This is a genomic window from Streptococcus sanguinis (assembly GCF_050220005.1).
GTDB classification, from domain to species: Bacteria; Bacillota; Bacilli; order Lactobacillales; family Streptococcaceae; genus Streptococcus; species Streptococcus sanguinis_Z.
In genome coordinates this window covers 1,441,434-1,459,697 of record NZ_CP071413.1, presented here as the reverse complement: position 1 = coordinate 1,459,697, position 18,264 = coordinate 1,441,434, and the positions used below count along the sequence as shown (strand labels likewise).

Here is an 18,264-nt window from a genome sequence, read left to right as displayed (position 1 = left end):
GTAGTAGTAAAAATACAAGTTTTAAACACACAATTTAAGGAGATTATTTAAATGAGCGAGAATCTAGATCCTAATATTGACTCAAAACTTAATTTTAAGCAATTAAGACCAGCTTTAATTATTAAAGGGTACATAAAAAATGAAGCAAGTTGTAACTATGAAAACTATTTACTAGAGTTACTGAATCACTCTTCTTACTTCAGAAGCAAAGGGAAATCAAAGTATAATAAGCCTGTAAATGAGAACAATGGTCAGTGTGATGCAATAGCCAAAAATTATGAACTTGATTTTAAACTTTTATTAGCTGCTACGAGTTTACAAGCTAGCAATATTTTTTCTCCTAGTATTAACAATGTCGGGAATGGTATTACTACCCATGGGGAATGTAAAAATCCAAACGGTGAGATTAAGGCAACTCAAATTCAGGTTGCTTTTCGAACGAGGAACTTATCTGATTTGTTACAGCTAGAAATCAATTATACTGGTGTTAGAAAGCAATGTATAGAGACGGATATTTTAAAAGTTTTAAATAATCTTAAAACTTCAAAGAATCTACTACTGTACTTTCCAGTAAAATTTTGGTTTGATGAGATTGATGTGCCCTCAAAATCTGAGGCTTTAGAAAAAATAATGCAAGCTTTGAATTATGACTTTGAATCTTTATTTGAATATCGCAATTATGTTACGGACAAATTTGACACCTATTTTGTAACAATTTACTTGGATTCATTTTACATATTTAAAATAGAGGAAAATAAGCTAAAGATCATAGACAATATTAAATTTGAGAAGCTACCAACCTTTATCAAACTGAGTAACTATCGTCTATTTTAAAAGAAGATACTGCTAGGTACCGACTCTGAAGTATTGTAAGAACGAATTGTTTATGATTTTTAATGCTGTTCGGTATGTGGAAGATATGCTAAATAACAGGATAAGTTACGTTTAATAGTTTAATTCAAATATCCAGACGGTCTTTATTTCGTTTCATAGTATAGGAAATAACAGTCAAGACATGTCGAGTGTGTAAGCTTGTTAGTGAAACGTAGCTAATCCTCAAAAGGTTCCCCAAACCTTTTGAGTTCCGCAGACGCATCATGTTGAGGCGGTATCACTGCTTGTAAAAGCCTAGAAACCTTTTAGTGAAAGTAATTTAAAAATCCTTGTTTTTAAATTTTTGGCAGTGTAAGTATTAGTAATCGAAATAGGTTAATGCGAGTATGAATGAAATTATTGTAAGCAATCTAAAGAAAAATTTTCGTGGTAAAGTTGTATTGGACATTCCTAGCTTTGGATCGCATTCAGGAGAGATTGTTTCTATAGTGGGCACCAATGGTGCGGGTAAATCAACTTTCATAAAAATTATCTCTGGCTTAATGTTACAAGATGCAGGTGATGTATTTGTTTTTGGCAGTAAGAATACTTCGAAAGATATTCATAACAATGTTAAGCTCGTACTAGAAAGCGGTAGAGGCTACTATGAATATCTGACGGCAAATCAAAATATTGATTACTTTTTACATTTGAATAAAATTTCGCGTGGTCAGGTTAAGGATGAATTGGAGGATTTATTTAATAAACTAGCTTTCCATCCCTATGTTGATGTATTGGTGTCCGAATTGTCACAAGGAACGAGACAAAAATTGTCTTTGATCATTGCCTTACTTTGTAAGCCAAAAGTATTGTGTTTAGATGAGCCAACAAATGGTCTGGATGTCATTGCCAAAAAGCAGTTTGCGAAATTATTACTAACTCTCAGCCAAGAAAAAGGAACTATTGTTCTCATGACTACTCATGATATCTATTTTGCAAAAGAAATATCAACAAGAATTTGTATCATGAGTAGAGGGAAAATAATACAGCAAGGTAGTTTTTCAGAAATCTTTGGGAAAAATACTAGGTGGATTAAATATAGAATTGGTATTTCAGATTCTGAAAAAGATGCTTTTGAGAGGCTGTTTCCTGATTTATCTTATCAAGTAGAAAACGGAAGGTTGATTGTTGAAGTAAAAGATAGTCAGTTAAAAAATAATATCTTTAATAATTTTGAGATTTTATTTTTTGAAGAAGTTGAGGAAAGCATCGAAGAAATATTGTATGAGGTTATCAATGATGATTAAAGAAATAAGAAGGGAGTTAAAGAGGCAGCTGCAAGAGATGATGCAGTTTAAATTTAATTTATTTTTTTCAAATTTTGGAATTTTGATAATGGTTTCAGCTTATCTTCAATACTTTAAAGATACACAAAGTAAATTTTTATTGTTATGTTTGTTATTTACTTGGTATTTTACGAGTCATAGTATTACGCATCCAACTTTTTTTATTGAGGATGACCTTTATGACAGAACTTTGATAAGTGTAATCCAGAGTAGTAAGAGTGTTTTTCATGTTTTAATGTTTAAAATTATTGTTCAGATATTGGTGGATCTAGTTAAAGCCATACCTATATTTATTATTTTATCCACGTTAAATGATATTGATTTTCCGGATAGTATCTTAAAGTTAGTTGCGAGTCTCGCTGCATGTATGCTAACTATTATTAGCATATATGGTTTAGGCTTTTGCCTATCAAGCCTCTGCTTCATTTTTAATCGTACTTCTAGCATTACATCGTTAATTTCTTATTTCATGCTGTATTTTACTGGCATACTAACACCGCTAGGTGGTTTATTTGGCTTTATAGGAAAGCTATTCCCTTACTATGCCTTGAGAAATTTTATTATTTCTCCGTCCTATCAGAGTATCTTTTTTATTATAGTTTATTGTGTAGTATATTGGTCAGCTGGAACTTTCCTATTTTTCACTTTATTGAACATTGCTAAAAAAAGAGGGAGTCTTTTCCATGTTTAGTGAATTAAGAAGATATTTTAATTATAGAGTTCGATACACGTTTGATAGTATTTGCGAAGTGATTTATTCGATGATTTTTATTACAGGAATCATTATTATTTTCAATAGTGATAAACCGATAAACCTACTCTATTTTTTTATTTATTATTCTATAACTAATGTGATATTGATTGCTAATGAGGAGTTGGAATTTGAAATTCGCACTAATCAATATATAAATATCAAAACAACTAGACGGACACCAATGATGATTTATATTGCTAGATCAACAACTTATTTTATTTGGTCGACACTCATTTTTTTGATTTCAATCGTTCTATCGCATCTGTTTTTTAATGGAAAATTTTTTATGCCCTCATTACATTTAGTGGATTTGATTTTGATGTCAATACTTAATTATGCTGTATTTTTTGTCTTATATACCATGGCAATTAAGTTAACAGAACGCTTTAAACGAGTATCCGTCCTATTGAATTTATTTAATACCATAATGTTATTTTATTCTGGACTAGTATTTCCTGCTCCCTTTGTTAGCTATGCAGATGTGTTGGATATATTTTTGAATAAAAAATAAAAGTAAATTGATATGTTTAGAACTAGTTATTTAAGTCTTTTTCGAAAGATTATAAAATAGCAGCCCTACGTTTAATGCTTTCATTCAAATATTCAAGCTCCTATTTTATCCCTGTCTAGAGAAAAAAACGACCATCTAAGTTGGTAAATAACTTCAGGAGGTTTATACGCTATGCTTAGATCTTATGTAACTAAAAAGTATTTATTCTTCTATTTTGTGGCAATTATGATTACTTGGCTGGAGGCTGTTATTACACCAGCTTTGATTCAGTATATTGTCTCTAGTTTTACCAATCACCAGTTGCATTTGCTGTGGCAGGTCTTGATTTGGGGGATTGTGGGGAATTTGATTCTCTTGCTAGGTTTGGCGGGGAAACGCTATTACTATGCACGAGTGCTGACGGACTTCAAGTTGGGGATTAAGCAGGCTATCTTTCAGACTTTCTTATATAGCCGTCGGATAGCGGATGAAGAGGTTTTGTCCAATCTGGAAAATGATGTGAAACAGCTAGAAGATAACTATATTGAGCCGACTGTCATTATCATTTCTTCTTTGGGATTTACAACCGTCTCCATCTGCTATGCTCTCTGGACAAATTTTTATCTAGGCTTGCTCTTTATCATTTTTTATTCGATACCGGTTCTTTGTAGTGGAATTGGCTCTAAACACTTGGATACGATTACTAAGCAGAAGTCCCTAGCTAACCAAGGCTACGTCTCTCAAGTGACCAATATGATTGCGGGTGCTCGTTCCATACGGCATTATCGGGGACAAAGCTTGTTTTACAAACTGTTTTCTAAAGATTTACACAAGGCTTTAGAGCAAGAAGTCGCCTATGAAAAGCAACGGACGCTAAACAGTCTCTTTATCAATGGGATTGATGCCTTTTGCTCGGTCGCGCCGATTGTGATTGGTGGTTTCATGACCTATTATAATTACCTATCTGCAGCCAGCTTTGTTGGGATTTACTTAGTATCGCATAATATCGGCTACCAATTTCAGGAGCTATCTTACTTTATCAATACTAGAAAATCAGCCAAGTCTCTCTGTAATAAGTATCAAAAATTGCTGGGAGAGGAGTTGACGCTGCCTTCTGTTCTTGAAAGTTCCGTCTTTCCTATCCAGCTGGAGCAAGTCGGCGTAGAGCGTGATGGTCAAGAAATACTAGCCCCTTGCGACCTTACTATTGAGGAAGGGGAAAAGATTGCCATTATCGGAGAAAGCGGGTCTGGGAAAACGACCTTACTGAACCTCATCTATGGTGAAATCATGCCTAGTCAAGGTCGAATTCGCTACCATGGACAAGAGCTAAACTCGGATGAACTCTATCAGGCAGGAGCCTACATTCTCCAGTCAAGTCATATCTTTGATGGATTGACACTAGAAGAAAATATCGCTTTGGGACAAGAACTTGATTCCAGAAGGATGGAAGAGATTCTGCAGCAAACCGGTTTGAAAGCTCTCCAAGGCAAAACACCCAGCAATCAAACTCTGTCAGGCGGTGAGAAGCAGCGGCTAGAAATTGCCCGTGCTCTCTATCACAATCGCCAATTTATCCTGGCTGATGAGGTCAAGGCCAATCTGGATCTTAAAAACCAAGAGAAAATCAATCAACTTCTCTTCTCTCTCCCACAAGCACTCGTAGAAGTGATTCATCACTATAGCGAAGAGGACTTGAAGCGCTATGATAAGGTGATAAAATTGGATAGATTTGAAAATATTAGTACAAAAATGTCAAACGAAGATTATGTTGAAGAACTTGATGAACGACTGAATAATTTTAAAAGCTTAAAAAATAAAGCGATTTTCTTGAATTAGAGTTTGAACTATATAGTAATCTTGTAAAGTTAATCGAGGAGTTATTGATGGAGTTTATTAGTAAGATAGCCATAAGTAAAGGCTGGTCAGATGATAAAAAATATTGTGTTACAGACCAGAACCAGCAAAAATATTTATTGCGTGTTTCTGATAAAGAGAAGTTAGATTCTAAGAAAATTGAATTTGATATGATGGAGAAAGTTGCATCTCTTGGAGTTCGTATGTGTAAACCGATTAAATTTGAATTCTGCGGTGACGAAGTACATTCTATACACGAGTGGATAGACGGAAGAGATGCAATAGATACAATTTTAACTTATTCAGAAAAACAACAATACACTTACGGGATAGAAGCAGGAAGGATACTTAGAAAGATTCATACAATTCCTGCTACAGAAGTATGTGAAGACTGGGAAATCTTTTTTAATCGAAAAATTGACGATAAAATCTCCAAATACAAAGAATGTCCCGTCCAATATGAAAGTGGTCAAATCTTTATTGATTTTTTGAATGAAAACCGTGAACTGCTAAAGAACAGACCCCAAGTTTTCCAACATGGAGATTATCATATTGGGAATTTCATGATTGGAGAAGATTTTGAGATTTATGTGATTGACTTTGATCGTTTTGACTTTGGAGATCCTTGGGAGGAGTTCAATCGTATCGTGTGGTCAGCTCAAGTATCTCCCTCTTTTGCATCAGGTATGATAGATGGATATTTTGATGACAAGGTTCCAGATTTATTTTGGAAACTTCTTGCCGTTTACATTCTAAGTAATCTAGTTGGTGCTCTTCCATGGGCTGTTCCTTATGGAGAAGAGGAAATATCAGTAATGCAAAATCAAGCTAAGGAAATTTTAGAATGGTATGATGATATGAACCGATTAGTCCCAAGTTGGTATATGAACAAGAATAATACTGAATAAGCGTTGGAATATCAATTTGGAAAAAGAATAGAAGTAAATAAAATCTCAAGATAGAAAACTACTAAAAGCCTTGTCCTCAAGGCTTTTTAATATTGCCCACTATACCTTTTATTTCCCAACTTGAACAATAGCTTGCAATCATTTTTTTAAAATAGTATACTAGGGCTAAGCTATGGAATCGTTTGCATAAAGTTGCGATGAATTTAAAAAGAGAAATCTAGGAGATGAAAAGTATGGAATTAACAGCCATTTATCATAGACCGGAGTCGGAGTATGCCTATCTTTATAAAGAAGGTCAAGTGCATATCAGAATTAGGACTAAGAAAGAGGATGTAGAGAAAATCGTTTTGCACTATGGCGATCCCTTTATTTTTCTTGAGGATTCTTATGAAGATGTGAAAGAGATGGTCAAAGTGACCTCTGATGCCTTATTTGATCATTGGCAAGTGGCTGTCTCTGTGCGCTTTGCTAGGCTCCAGTATCTTTTTGAGCTTAAGGATAAAGAAGGTCAAAGCATCTTGTATGGAGATAAAGGTTTCGCTGACAATAGTCCAGAAAACCTTGCTTTAGAGGGCAATGGTTTTAAACTCCCTTATATTCACGAAATCGATGGCTGCCAGGTTCCTGACTGGGTTTCAAAAACGGTCTGGTATCAGATTTTCCCAGAACGATTTGCCAATGGAAATGCTGAACTTTCACCAGAAGGAGCTCTAGATTGGGATTCGTCAATCACACCTAAAAGTAGTGATTTCTTTGGTGGGGATTTACAAGGGATTATTGACCATCTGGATTATTTGCACGACTTAGGGATTACAGGGCTTTATCTCTGTCCCATCTTTGAATCTCCAAGTAATCACAAGTACAATACGACAGATTACTTTGAAATCGATCGACACTTTGGGGACAAGGAGACTTTCCGTCAACTTGTGGAGCAAGCTCATCTGCGTGGGATGAAGGTCATGCTGGACGCGGTTTTCAATCATATGGGCGATCAATCCGCTCAATGGCAGGATGTTCTCAAGCATGGTGAAAAGTCAGCTTACAAAGACTGGTTCCACATTCAAAAGTTCCCGGTGATGAATGAGAAGCTTATGAATCCCAAAGAACTCCCTTATCATACCTTTGCCTTTGCCAGCTATATGCCTAAGTTAAATACGGCAAATCCTGAGGTGAAAGACTATCTCTTAAGCGTTGCGACCTATTGGATTGAACATTTTGACATTGATGCTTGGCGACTGGATGTAGCCAATGAGGTTGATCATCAATTTTGGCGAGATTTCCGCAAGGCCGTTTTGGCCAAAAAACCTGATCTTTATATTCTTGGAGAGGTTTGGCATACCTCTCAGCCTTGGTTAAATGGAGATGAGTTTCACGCTGTCATGAACTATCCTCTATCCGATAGTATCAAGGACTACTTTTTGAGCAGGAGCAAGAAGACCAGTCAATTCATAGCTGAGATTAATTGCCAGTCCATGTACTACAAGCAGCAGATTTCTGAGGTCATGTTCAATCTCTTGGATTCGCATGATACGGAGCGTATTCTAGCGACTGCTAAAGGTGATATCCAGCTTGTCAAATCCGCACTCGCCTTTCTCTTTTTACAAAGGGGGACGCCTTGCATCTATTATGGGACCGAGCTAGAATTGGGTGGAGGTATGGATCCGGATTGTAGACGGGTCATGCCTTGGGACCGAGTTTCCAATGACAATGACATGCTCAATTTTATGAAGAACTTGATTCAGCTTCGCAAGGATGTTGTGGGCATTATTCAGCATGGGAAATTTACCTTAGAAGAAATCGCTCCTGATGTGCTGGCTTTAGAGTGGGAAGATGATCATCAAACAATCCGGGCCGTTTTTAATCAGTCCAAGGAGAATTATCTGTTAGACAGAGATTCAGCTGATTTAGTGAGTCGTTGCCAAACTGATGATGAGAAACTTGTCATCTTACCAAAGGGATTTGTAGTTTATTGTGATTAGTCTAAAAAGTAATGGAGTAGAAACAAAGGAACTCGGACAAACAGGCTCTTTGAACCTTCTTTTTTAAAGTGGTAGAATTTTTTCATGGTGGTGTAAGATGAAATCAAAAGGACTTCTGAAGAAAAAGTTGACTAATCTAGCTAGTGGGGAGTTGGTCGCTGTTTTAGTATTTTGGCTGAATTTTTTCCTGCTTAAAAAGTGGATTCTCGCTACTAAAGACTTCATTTCTATTTCTTTCTCCTTGTTTCTCCTAACTTTTATCTTGATACAAGCTTCCGTTTTTTGGTGGATTTTAATCAAGAGGATTTCCAATCCAGGATTTGCTGAAAAGTATACAGGACAAATTTACAAGATATTGAAGAAATTGGATTTTATTTTACTAGCAACGGGAATTTTTGTGATATTATTGAATCACGGAGAGTTTTCTACGTTTATCATCTCTTTTGCAATTTGGATGTTTGCTCTTATAGAGTGGATAAATTACTATCTATTGCAATTGTCATACAGCTTGAATCCTGCTGTTTTATGGAGATACATTAGACATAGGAAATTGAAAAAGAGTAAAATAGCAAAAGAAATTGAGAAGAAACTATAAACGCTGATGATTTGCAAAATGATTTCCAAGAGCCGAAAGATGCAAAGGAGTGCAATCTTATGCCTAGACCGAAAACTAAAGAAGATTTGATGCTAGCTGCTAAGGAAAACTTTGAGAAGTTACAAACTCTCATTTCCAAAATGTCTGATCAAGAGTTAAATACGACTTTTGATTTTTCTCGGGATGAAAAGAAGAAGGAGGCACATTGGAGACGAGATAAAAATGTAAGAGATGTTTTGATTCACCTCTATGAATGGCATCAGCTCTTGTTGAATTGGGTGCATTCCAATCAAAAGGGTCAAGAGCAGCCCTTTCTTCCTGCACCCTATAACTGGAAGACTTATGGAGAGTTGAATCTGGAATTTTGGAAGAAGCATCAAAAGACTTCTCTAAAGGAGGCAACTGAGATCTTTCGTCAGTCCCATCAAGATGTTTTGGACTTAGCCGACACATTTACAAATGAAGAATTATTTTTAAAAGACGTATATAAATGGGTCGGAGGGACTGTACTAGGTTCCTATTTTGTAAGTGCCACCTCCAGCCATTATGACTGGGCCATGAAAAAATTGAAGGCTCATCAGAAAAATTGTAAATTAAAATAGTTAATTGAATACGAGTAGTGGAGAAGAATAAAATATGAAAAAATACAGCAAAATAATCATGTCCTGCGCATGCCTAGCTTTAGCTTTTGGGTTGGCGGCCTGTACTAGTTCGCAGAAAAATAATCAAATAAGTCAAACTACATCGACTTATTCAAATCTAAACAGTAAAAAGAGTGTCGAAGAAGTCAAGAGTTTGTTATCAGCTCATTTGGATAAAGATAGTGTCGATAACTTTGTCAATCTAGTCAATGACTACAATGGACTTGTTGGCTCTACTGGATTAAGGGGCGATTTCACTAAGTTTACCAAAACCGAATATAATGTAGAAAAAATCAATCCTTTGTGGCAGGCCAAGAAGGGCGATTTTATCGGGACAAATTGTCGGATTAATACTTACACTTTGCTGAAAAATAGCATCGAAATCCCTCAAATCGAAAAAGATGACGAACTCTTGTTCATAGATAATGATTCGATTGACAAGGGGAAGCTCTTTGATGCAAAAGATAAGGAAGATTTTAATATTCTGTTTTCAAGAGTTAAGACTGAAGCGACTCAAGATGTCAAAGTCCATGCTAAGAAGATGGAGGAATACTTCAAACAGTTCAAGTTTAATGAAAAGGCTCGAATGCTTTCAGTCATTGTCCACGATAATCTTGATGGTGATTCTCTCTTTGTAGGGCATGTCGGCGTCTTGGTTCCAGATAAAGATGGCTACTTATTTATCGAAAAGCTGACCTTTGAAGAGCCTTACCAGGCTATCAAGTTTGCGACCAAGGAAGATGTCTACAAATACTTGCAGACCAAATATAAGAACTACACAGGGGAAGGTTTGGCCAAGCCCTTTATCATGGACAATGATAAGTGGGTAGAGGGTAAGTAGTGTGCTTCAGTTAGTATTAAGAAAATAGAACTGGGAGATTTAGCGTATGGAATTAAATGATTTTACTGAAAAAGAGCAAGAGCAGATCAATCAAGGGCTCAGCACCGCAGAAATTTCTGATAAGGAAGCTGCCAAAAAGATTCTTGCACTCGTGCCCAAGGAATGGATTAAAAGGATTCCTTTCTTCGTGAGAGGGCATGCGACGACCAAGACGGTTGAGCGAGTTGCCAAGCAATATCCTCAGCTATACGCTGTCGCTAAGCGGCAAGGCGAACTTCCGGACAAGGAAAGAGAAGAATTGCGCGTGATTATGACAAGCATTTTTGAAGAAAAGATGAATAAGCATAAAATCAGATGAACTCCTACTTTGAAAAAAATGAGAGCCTTAGAAAGTCACTGGAAGCAGTGGCTTTTTCGTTTTTTATGGAAATGACGAAGCTATTCACTAACGCTATCTTTGGATGCAGGCTTCTAATTGGGCTTTGGGACTATTCTCCATGAGAATTATTGGCAAAAATGGTATAATGTTCCTATATTTTCTAGAGGAAAAGGCAGGCTATGAAATTACTTTATACAGATATTCGCCATTCTTTGACCAAGGTTTTAGTGGCTGAGGCTGAGAGCTTGGTGGCGGCTGGTAAGCGAGTCTTTTATATTGCGCCAAATTCGCTATCTTTTGAGAAGGAGCGAGCGGTTTTGGAGTGCCTGAAGACCAAGGCTTCCTTTGCCATTACGGTGACGCGCTTTGCCCAGATGGCTCGGTATTTTGTCCTCAATCATGTTCGGCAAGGGCATAGTTTGGACGATATTGGTCTGGGAATGCTGATTTATCGGACCTTGACAGAGCTGGATGATGGAGAGCTTAAGGTCTATGGCCGGATTAAGAAGGATGCCCAGTTTATCCAGCAATTGATGGATCTTTATCATGAACTGCAGACTGCCCAGATGTCCTTTGCGGATCTGGAATTTCTCGAGGAGCCTGAGAAGCGGGAGGATCTGGTCAAGATTTTTACAGCGGTGACTGCTGCTCTGAATAAGGACGATTTTGATTCGTCTTCTCAGATTGCTGCTTTTGCCCAGCATATTCTGGCTGGTGATACGGATGAGGAGTTGGAGAATTTGGCCCTGGTCATTGATGGCTTTACTCGTTTTTCTGCCGAAGAGGAATACTTAGTCGGTCTTCTGCATCGGAAAGGTGTGGAGATTGTCATTGGGACCTATGCCAGCCAAAAAGCCTATCGAGCAGCCTTTCGTGAGGGCAATCTCTATCAGGCCAGCGTGGATTTTTTGAGAAAGCTGGCCGAGGACTATCAGGTTAAGCCTGACTATATCCCTCATGCGGAAGCAGAAGATGCCTTTGGTCGAATTTCCAAGGTCTTGGAGAGTCGCTATGACTTTTCAGAGCCAGCTGTTGAAGTTAGTGAGACAGACCGGTCACAGCTTCAGATTTGGGCTACTATGAACCAGAAAGAAGAGCTGGAGTATGTGGCTAAGTCCATACGGCAGCGGGTTCATGATGGTGTACGCTATAAAGATATTCGTCTGCTTTTGGGAGATGTGGAAGCTTATCAGCTTCAGCTCAAGACCATTTTTGACCACTATCAGATTCCCTACTATCTGGGGCGGAGCGAGTCGATGGCTCAGCATCCGCTGGTTCAGTTTGTTGAGTCCTTGGAGCGGCTCAAGCGCTATAACTTCCAACTGGAAGACCTGCTCAATCTCTTAAAGACGGGGCTTTATGGCGATTTGACTCAGGAAGAGCTGGATCATTTTGAGCAATATCTGCGCTTTGCGGACATCAAGGGAGCCGGCAAGCTAGCAAAGGCTTTCACGGCCAATAGCCAAGGGAAATTTGACCTAGACCGTCTCAATCATATTCGTCTTCGGGTTATGACTCCACTGCAAGACTTTTTCAAATCCCGCAGTCAGACGGCATCAGGGCTCTTGGCTAAGTTCACAGAGTTCGTCCAAGCAGCCCGCTTGTCTGATAATTTGACAGCTCTGCTACAGGGAGCAAGTCAGCAGGAGCAGGAGCGTCATGAGGAAGTCTGGAAGGCTTTCAGTCATGTTCTAGAGCAGTTTGCTCAGGTCTTTGCAGATAGCAAGGTCAAACTGGATGATTTTCTGGCCTTGGTCTTGTCAGGTATGCTTTTGTCCAACTACCGGACGGTGCCGGCGACTGTAGATGTGGTCAAAGTCCAGTCTTATGACCTGATAGAGCCTTTAGCAGCTCCTTATGTCTATGCGATTGGACTGACACAGGAGCGTTTTCCGAAAATCGCGCAAAACAAGAGTTTGCTCAGTGATGAAGACCGGGCTCGGCTCAATGACGCAACGGATTCTCAGGCGGAACTACAGATTGCCAGCTCAGAAAATCTCAAGAAGAATCGCTATACAGCCCTGTCGCTGATGAATTCTGCTACCAAAGAGCTGATCCTGTCTGCACCAGCCTTGGTCAATGAAGTAGAGGACAGCATGTCGACCTATCTACTGGAATTGACTGCAGCTCCGCTTTCCTTGCCCATCATTGTCAAAAAGCCTCAGGCTTCCAGTGATGATATTGGCAGCTACCGTGCTCTCTTGTCTCAAATCATCGAGCTCCATCAAGAGGAGATTGATCGAGAGTGGACAGCAGAGGAGCAGACTTTTTGGGCGGTAGCTGTCCGGGTTATCCGCAAGAAATTGGCAGCAGAAGGCATCAGCATTCCGCAAATCAGCAAGGAACTGAAAACGGAGTCTTTGCAACCTGAAACTCTGCAAGCTCTTTATCCAAAAGATCAGCCCCTCCGACTTTCAGCGTCAGCTCTAAACGAATATTTCCGGCATCAGTATGCTTATTTTCTCAAGTATGTTCTGCGCCTGCAGGAAGAGTGGACCATTCATCCAGATGCTCGAAGTCACGGGATTTTCCTTCACCGGATCTTTGAAAGGGTCCTACAGGATGATTCGTCGGCTGATTTTGACCGGCGTTTAGCGCAGGCTATGGAAGAGACCAGTCGAGAGGCCGAGTTTGAGAGTATCTACAGTGAGTCAGGTCAGACCCGTTTTGCGCGCCAACTCTTGCTAGATACGGCTCGGGCGACCGGCCGGGTGCTGGCTCATCCAAGCGGGATTGAGACCATTGGCGAGGAGACTGGCTTTGGAACTGCTTCTAAGCCTTTCCTGATCTTGGAAAATGGCAGAGCAGTGACCGTGAGCGGTAAGGTGGACCGGATTGACCGTCTGACCAAGACAGAGAGTTTGGGAGTGGTGGACTATAAGTCTGGCGATATTAAGTTCAGCTTTGAAAAGTTCTTTAATGGACTGAATTCTCAGCTGCCGACCTATCTGGCAGCGATTGAGGAGTTAGCAGACTATAAAGAGGATAAGGGAACTTTTGGCGCCATGTATTTGCAGATGACCGATCCGATTGTGGCGCTTAAAGATACCAAGACCTTGGCGGATGCAGTCAGTCAGTCTATGAAGCCACTGCAGTACAAGGGACTTTTTGTGGCTGATGCTGTCAAGGAGCTTGGTCCGCTCTATGAAAAAAATAAGACCAACTTGCTGAGTCAGGTAGACTTGGACTTGCTCCTGACCTACAATGCTTATCTCTACAAAAAAGCTGCAGAAGGCATTCTATCAGGCCACTTTGCAGTCAATCCTTATACAGAGAATGGGCGAAGCATTGCACCTTATGTAGAGCAGTTTAAGGCCATTACTGGCTTTGAAGCCAATCTCCACTTAGGACAGGCACGCCAGCTGGAAAAGCTGGATGCAAGCAAGTTTGATAGGCGGCCGACTGGTGAGAAGTTGCGCCAGGCCTGGCTAGAAAAGATGAGGGAGGAGATGGAAAAATGAAGAGAATTCCTTTTTTAACTGTAGAAGAGATTGCTCTTAAGCAAGCCCAAGAAGCTGCTTCGGACAAGCCACAGAAAAAGACGGCAGAGCAGATTGAGGCCATCTACTCCTCTGGCCAGAATATTCTGGTCTCCGCTTCAGCCGGATCGGGTAAGACTTTTGTCATGGTCCAGCGGATTATAGACCAAATTCTTAGAGGTATTGCTGTCAGTCAGCTCTTTATCTCGACCTTTACTGTCAAGGCGGCAGGAGAGCTCAAAGAGAGACTGGAGAAGGAACTGGGTCAGGCCTTGAAAGAGGCTGAAAGTCCTGAACTCAAGCAACATCTAGCCCAGCAATTAGCTGACTTGCCCAATGCTGACATCGGTACCATGGACGCCTTTACCCAGAAAGTGCTGAGTCGCTATGGTTATCTGCTTGGGTTAGCACCAAATTTTCGGATTCTCCAGTCTGCCAGTGAGCAGCTGATTCTGCAAAATGAAGTTTTCAGCCAAGTGTTTGACCGTTACTATGACAGCGAGCGTCAGGCTTTGTTTAGCCGTTTGGTAAAGAACTTTACTGGTAAGCGCAAGGATTTATCAGGCTTCCGGGAGCAAGTTTATCGGATTTACAGTTTTCTGCAGTCAACTAGCAGTCCTCAGCGCTGGCTGGAGGAGACCTTCCTCTGTGGTTATGAGCACAGTGACTTTTCAGCAGAGAGAGAGAGGATATTTGACCAAATCAAATCAGCCCTTTGGGAGCTGGAAGCCTTCTTTTCCGCCCATTTGGAGCATGAAGGAAGAGAATTTGCGGGTGCTAAATATCAGGAAAATGTCCAAAATGCTCTGACCCTTTTATCAGGCTTGAATGAGCTGTCCTCGATAGAAGAAACAGATCAGGTTCTCAAACAGATTGTGGCACTTTCCCAACTGTCCAATGGCCAGGCCTTTACAGCTCGGGTTGGCAAGAATGCAGACGAGCTCAAAAAAGAGATGGCCAAGGACTACAATGAGGCCAGGAAGCCTATGATTGAGCGACTGCGAAGCTTTGACCAGCAGCTTTATCAACTGGACTTTATTGAGCAGCATCAGGATGAGTGTCTGCCTCTGGTTGAGCTTCTGCGGGACTTTGTGGCGGACTTTGCACAGGCTTACTTGGAGCGTAAGAAGGCAGAAAATGCCTTTGAATTTGGTGACATCAGCCATTTTGCTATTGAGATTTTAGAGACATTCCCAGAGGTGCGTCGCTTTTATCAGGAACGCTACCACGAGGTCATGGTAGATGAGTATCAGGATACCAACCACACGCAGGAGCGCATGCTGGACTTGCTGTCAAGAGGGCAAAATCGCTTTATGGTGGGGGATATCAAGCAGTCTATTTACCGTTTCCGTCAAGCTGACCCGCAGATTTTCAGTGATAAGTTTAAAGCCTATCAAGAGGATAGCAGTCAGGGCAAGCTAATCGTCCTTAAGGAAAATTTCCGCAGTCATCTTGAGGTGTTGGAAGCGACCAATGATGTTTTTAAACGCCTGATGGATGAAGAGGTGGGAGAAATTGACTACAATGAAACCCATTATCTGGTGGCTGGCAATCCAGCCAAACGTGAGCCTAATCCGGCTAACCGCGCTTCCTTCTTAATCTATGAAGGCTCCAAGGAGAGTCCGGAAGATGAGGCTGATGAAGGCTTGCCACAGGCAGTATCAGCTGGGGAAGTGGACCTAGTCATCAAGGAAATCATCCGCCTGCACAATGAAGAAGGAGTGGCTTTTAAAGATATTACGCTGCTGACGGCTTCCAGAACCCGCAATGATTTGATTTTAGCTACCTTTGAGCAGCACCAGATTCCGCTGGTACCAGATGATGGCGCCGCAAACTATCTGCAGTCAGTAGAGGTATTGGTTATGCTAGATACCCTGCGGACCATCAATAATCCGCTGAATGACTATGCCCTGACCGCCCTTCTCAAGTCTCCCATGTTTGACTTTGGCGAGGACGAGCTGGCTCGGCTGTCCCTGCAGGCCAGTCAAGAGCATTCTCAGGAAAATCTTTATGAAAAGCTGGTTAATGCCCTTGAAGGAAGAGGTTTGCACCCTGCTTTAGTCACCCAGGAACTGCAGAAAAAGCTGCAGCATTTCCATGATACCCTGCAAGGCTGGCGGACTTATTCCAAGACGCACTCCCTGTATGATTTGATTTGGAAGATTTACCAGGACCGTTTCTACTATGATATGGTGGGGACTCTAGTCAATGGTGCCCAGAGACAGGCCAATCTCTATGCTCTCTCTTTGCGGGCCAATGAGTATGAAAAGTCTAGCTTTAAAGGTCTCTCTCGCTTTATCGGGATGATTGACCGTATCTTGGAAAATCAGCATGATCTAGCCAGTGTGCCAGTGGCGGCGCCCAAGGACGCCGTTCGTCTCATGACCATTCATAAGAGTAAGGGACTGGAGTTTAAGTATGTCTTCCTGCTCAATATGGACAAGGCCTTCAACCGTCAGGATAGCAGCTCTGCTATTATCCTTAGCCGAGCCAAGGGAGTCGGCATCAAGTATGTGGCGGATGTATCGGTGTCTGTGGAAGACCCCTATGCGCCAAATCAGCTGCGCATTTCCATAGATACGCTGCCTTATCAGCAGAATCTAGCGGAGCTGCAGTTGGCTAGTCTGTCTGAGCAAATGCGCTTGCTTTATGTGGCCATGACGCGGGCTGAAACCAAGCTTTATCTGGTCGGGAAGGGCAGTCAAGAGGCCTTGGAGAAGCGTCAGTGGGGCAAGAGCCAACAAGGGCGTTTGTCTGCCAGTCTGCGCAGCCAGCTCAACAATTTCCAAGACTGGCTCTATGCCATTCAGGCTGTTTTTTCTGATGAGAATCTTGCCTACGAGACCCGTTTTGTCACTGATGAGGAGCTAACTGCTGAAGAGATAGGGCGAATTAATGAGTCTGTGCTCTTTCCAGCGGATGATTTGGCAGATAATCGTCAGTCGGATGATATTCGTCGGGCTCTGGATATTTTAGAAAGCGTGGATCGACTGAATAGCCAGTATCGCTCTGCCATTGAGCTGCCAAGTGTGCGAACTCCAAGCCAGATTAAGAAGTTTTATGAGCCAATCATGGATATGGATGGTCTGGATATCATGGATGAGCGAGCAGCTTTTCGGCCTCAGCCTAACTTTGACTTGCCTGATTTTGGCAAGAAAGCCAAAGTGACCGGGGCTCAAGTCGGCAGTGCCGTCCATGAGCTTATGCAGCGGATTCCTTTAGATCAGAAGCCGGACATGGCAGTTTTAAAATTAAGTTTAAGACAAGTTCAAGCAGAAGAGTCTGTGAAAAAACAGATTGACCTCAATAAGATTGCCGGTTTCTTTGAGAGTCAGCTTGGTGAAATCTTGCTAACTAACTCGGATAAATTGAATCGTGAGGCACCATTTGCCATGCTCAAGAGAGATGAAGCTAGTGGTCAGGAATTTGTCCTTCGGGGGATTCTGGATGGTTACTTGCTCTTTGAAGACCGAATTATCCTCTTTGATTACAAGACGGATAAATACAAGGAAGCATCTGAGTTGATAGCTCGCTACCACAGTCAGCTAGACCTATATGCTCAAGCTCTCAGTCGTTCTTATGGCATTTCTCAGATTGAAAAATATTTGATTCTGCTGGGAGGTGAGCAGTTGCAGGTGGTTCAGGTGGACTGATTGGTTGGTTGATTTCAGAAAGGAAAGAATTAGATGGAGCAGTTAGAACGAATTCAAAAAATGGAAGGACATCTGAATAAATATGCTCAAGTCCTAGCAGATGCTCAGAAAGCTCTAGATCAACTGGAGCGCTGCCAGTCAGATTATATCCAGCTGAGGGACTACTATACTGGTCAGAAATTTTTTGATGATTTAGAATACTCAAATAGTCCAGAATTCCCTGAAAATATAGCTTGCGGCGTCTTAAGCGAAGATGCTGTCTATGACCTGATGGGGGAGCATTTTGAAACTGCAATTAATCTGTTGGATTTGTCTAGCTCTATGCTGAAAGAACGTTAATTTATTTAGAAAGGAAAAAATAATTAATTTTTTTCAATTTTCCTCTTGCTTTTTAATAAAAATTCATGTAGAATATTCAACAATAAATTGAAAGCGATGAGAGAAAAAGTCTAAGACAAGAAACAGAGAGTGCCTAATGGTGAGATGGCATGCAATCCTTAGACGACACATTCTTGAGTGCGGGTGCGAA

At 40.8% G+C, this 18,264-nt stretch carries 14 protein-coding genes; all 14 read left to right on the top strand.

Annotated features, from left to right (window positions below; translation table 11 throughout):
* Positions 1–51: 51 nt before the first annotated feature.
* The 14 genes from J1C86_RS07080 to J1C86_RS07015 all read left to right on the top strand — a co-directional run bounded on the left by J1C86_RS07080 (position 52) and on the right by J1C86_RS07015 (position 18,074).
* Positions 52–834 (top strand): hypothetical protein, encoded by a 783-nt coding sequence (locus tag J1C86_RS07080; protein ID WP_427150788.1) that lies wholly within the window; start codon positions 52–54, stop codon positions 832–834.
* 386 nt (positions 835–1,220) lie between these two features.
* Complete coding sequence (locus J1C86_RS07075) at positions 1,221–2,120, top strand: ABC transporter ATP-binding protein (protein ID WP_125409716.1); 900 nt, start codon at positions 1,221–1,223, stop codon at positions 2,118–2,120.
* Entirely contained in the window at positions 2,110–2,850 is a 741-nt protein-coding gene (locus J1C86_RS07070; RefSeq protein WP_427150787.1) for an ABC transporter permease, read from the top strand. The genes J1C86_RS07075 and J1C86_RS07070 overlap by 11 nt, the downstream gene beginning before the upstream one ends.
* Positions 2,843–3,424, top strand: a complete 582-nt coding sequence (locus tag J1C86_RS07065; protein WP_111675623.1) for an ABC transporter permease — start codon at positions 2,843–2,845, stop codon at positions 3,422–3,424. Before J1C86_RS07070 ends, J1C86_RS07065 begins: the two co-directional genes overlap by 8 nt.
* 171 nt (positions 3,425–3,595) lie before the next feature.
* The gene (gene gggC, locus J1C86_RS07060) at positions 3,596–5,242 is read left to right on the top strand and encodes a streptosactin export ABC transporter GggC (RefSeq protein WP_111675624.1); all 1,647 of its coding nucleotides are present in this window, start codon (positions 3,596–3,598) and stop codon (positions 5,240–5,242) included.
* 47 nt (positions 5,243–5,289) lie between these two features.
* A complete protein-coding gene (locus J1C86_RS07055; protein ID WP_125409178.1) occupies positions 5,290–6,168 on the top strand; it encodes an aminoglycoside phosphotransferase family protein in 879 nt (292 codons plus the stop codon).
* Positions 6,169–6,401: 233 nt separating this feature from the next.
* The gene (locus J1C86_RS07050; protein WP_185757510.1) at positions 6,402–8,147 is read left to right on the top strand and encodes a glycoside hydrolase family 13 protein; all 1,746 of its coding nucleotides are present in this window, start codon (positions 6,402–6,404) and stop codon (positions 8,145–8,147) included.
* Between the two features lie 97 nt (positions 8,148–8,244).
* Positions 8,245–8,742 carry a hypothetical protein gene (locus J1C86_RS07045; RefSeq protein WP_004186394.1) on the top strand — a complete coding sequence of 166 codons (498 nt, stop codon included), beginning with the start codon at positions 8,245–8,247 and terminating at the stop codon, positions 8,740–8,742.
* Between the two features lie 59 nt (positions 8,743–8,801).
* The gene (locus J1C86_RS07040) at positions 8,802–9,344 is read left to right on the top strand and encodes a ClbS/DfsB family four-helix bundle protein (RefSeq protein WP_125405033.1); all 543 of its coding nucleotides are present in this window, start codon (positions 8,802–8,804) and stop codon (positions 9,342–9,344) included.
* 34 nt (positions 9,345–9,378) lie between these two features.
* A complete protein-coding gene (locus J1C86_RS07035; protein WP_125405031.1) occupies positions 9,379–10,224 on the top strand; it encodes a DUF4300 family protein in 846 nt (281 codons plus the stop codon).
* 46 nt (positions 10,225–10,270) lie between these two features.
* On the top strand, positions 10,271–10,582 hold the full coding sequence (locus J1C86_RS07030) for a hypothetical protein (protein WP_125405028.1): 312 nt from the start codon (positions 10,271–10,273) through the stop codon (positions 10,580–10,582).
* 200 nt (positions 10,583–10,782) lie between these two features.
* A complete protein-coding gene (gene rexB, locus J1C86_RS07025) occupies positions 10,783–14,064 on the top strand; it encodes an ATP-dependent nuclease subunit B (protein WP_125405025.1) in 3,282 nt (1,093 codons plus the stop codon).
* Positions 14,061–17,735, top strand: coding sequence for a helicase-exonuclease AddAB subunit AddA (gene addA, locus J1C86_RS07020; RefSeq protein ID WP_125409183.1), 3,675 nt, complete (start codon positions 14,061–14,063; stop codon positions 17,733–17,735). Before rexB ends, addA begins: the two co-directional genes overlap by 4 nt.
* A 33-nt stretch (positions 17,736–17,768) precedes the next feature.
* Positions 17,769–18,074, top strand: coding sequence for a DUF4298 domain-containing protein (locus J1C86_RS07015; protein WP_125405018.1), 306 nt, complete (start codon positions 17,769–17,771; stop codon positions 18,072–18,074).
* The last annotated feature ends 190 nt before the right edge of the window (positions 18,075–18,264 follow it).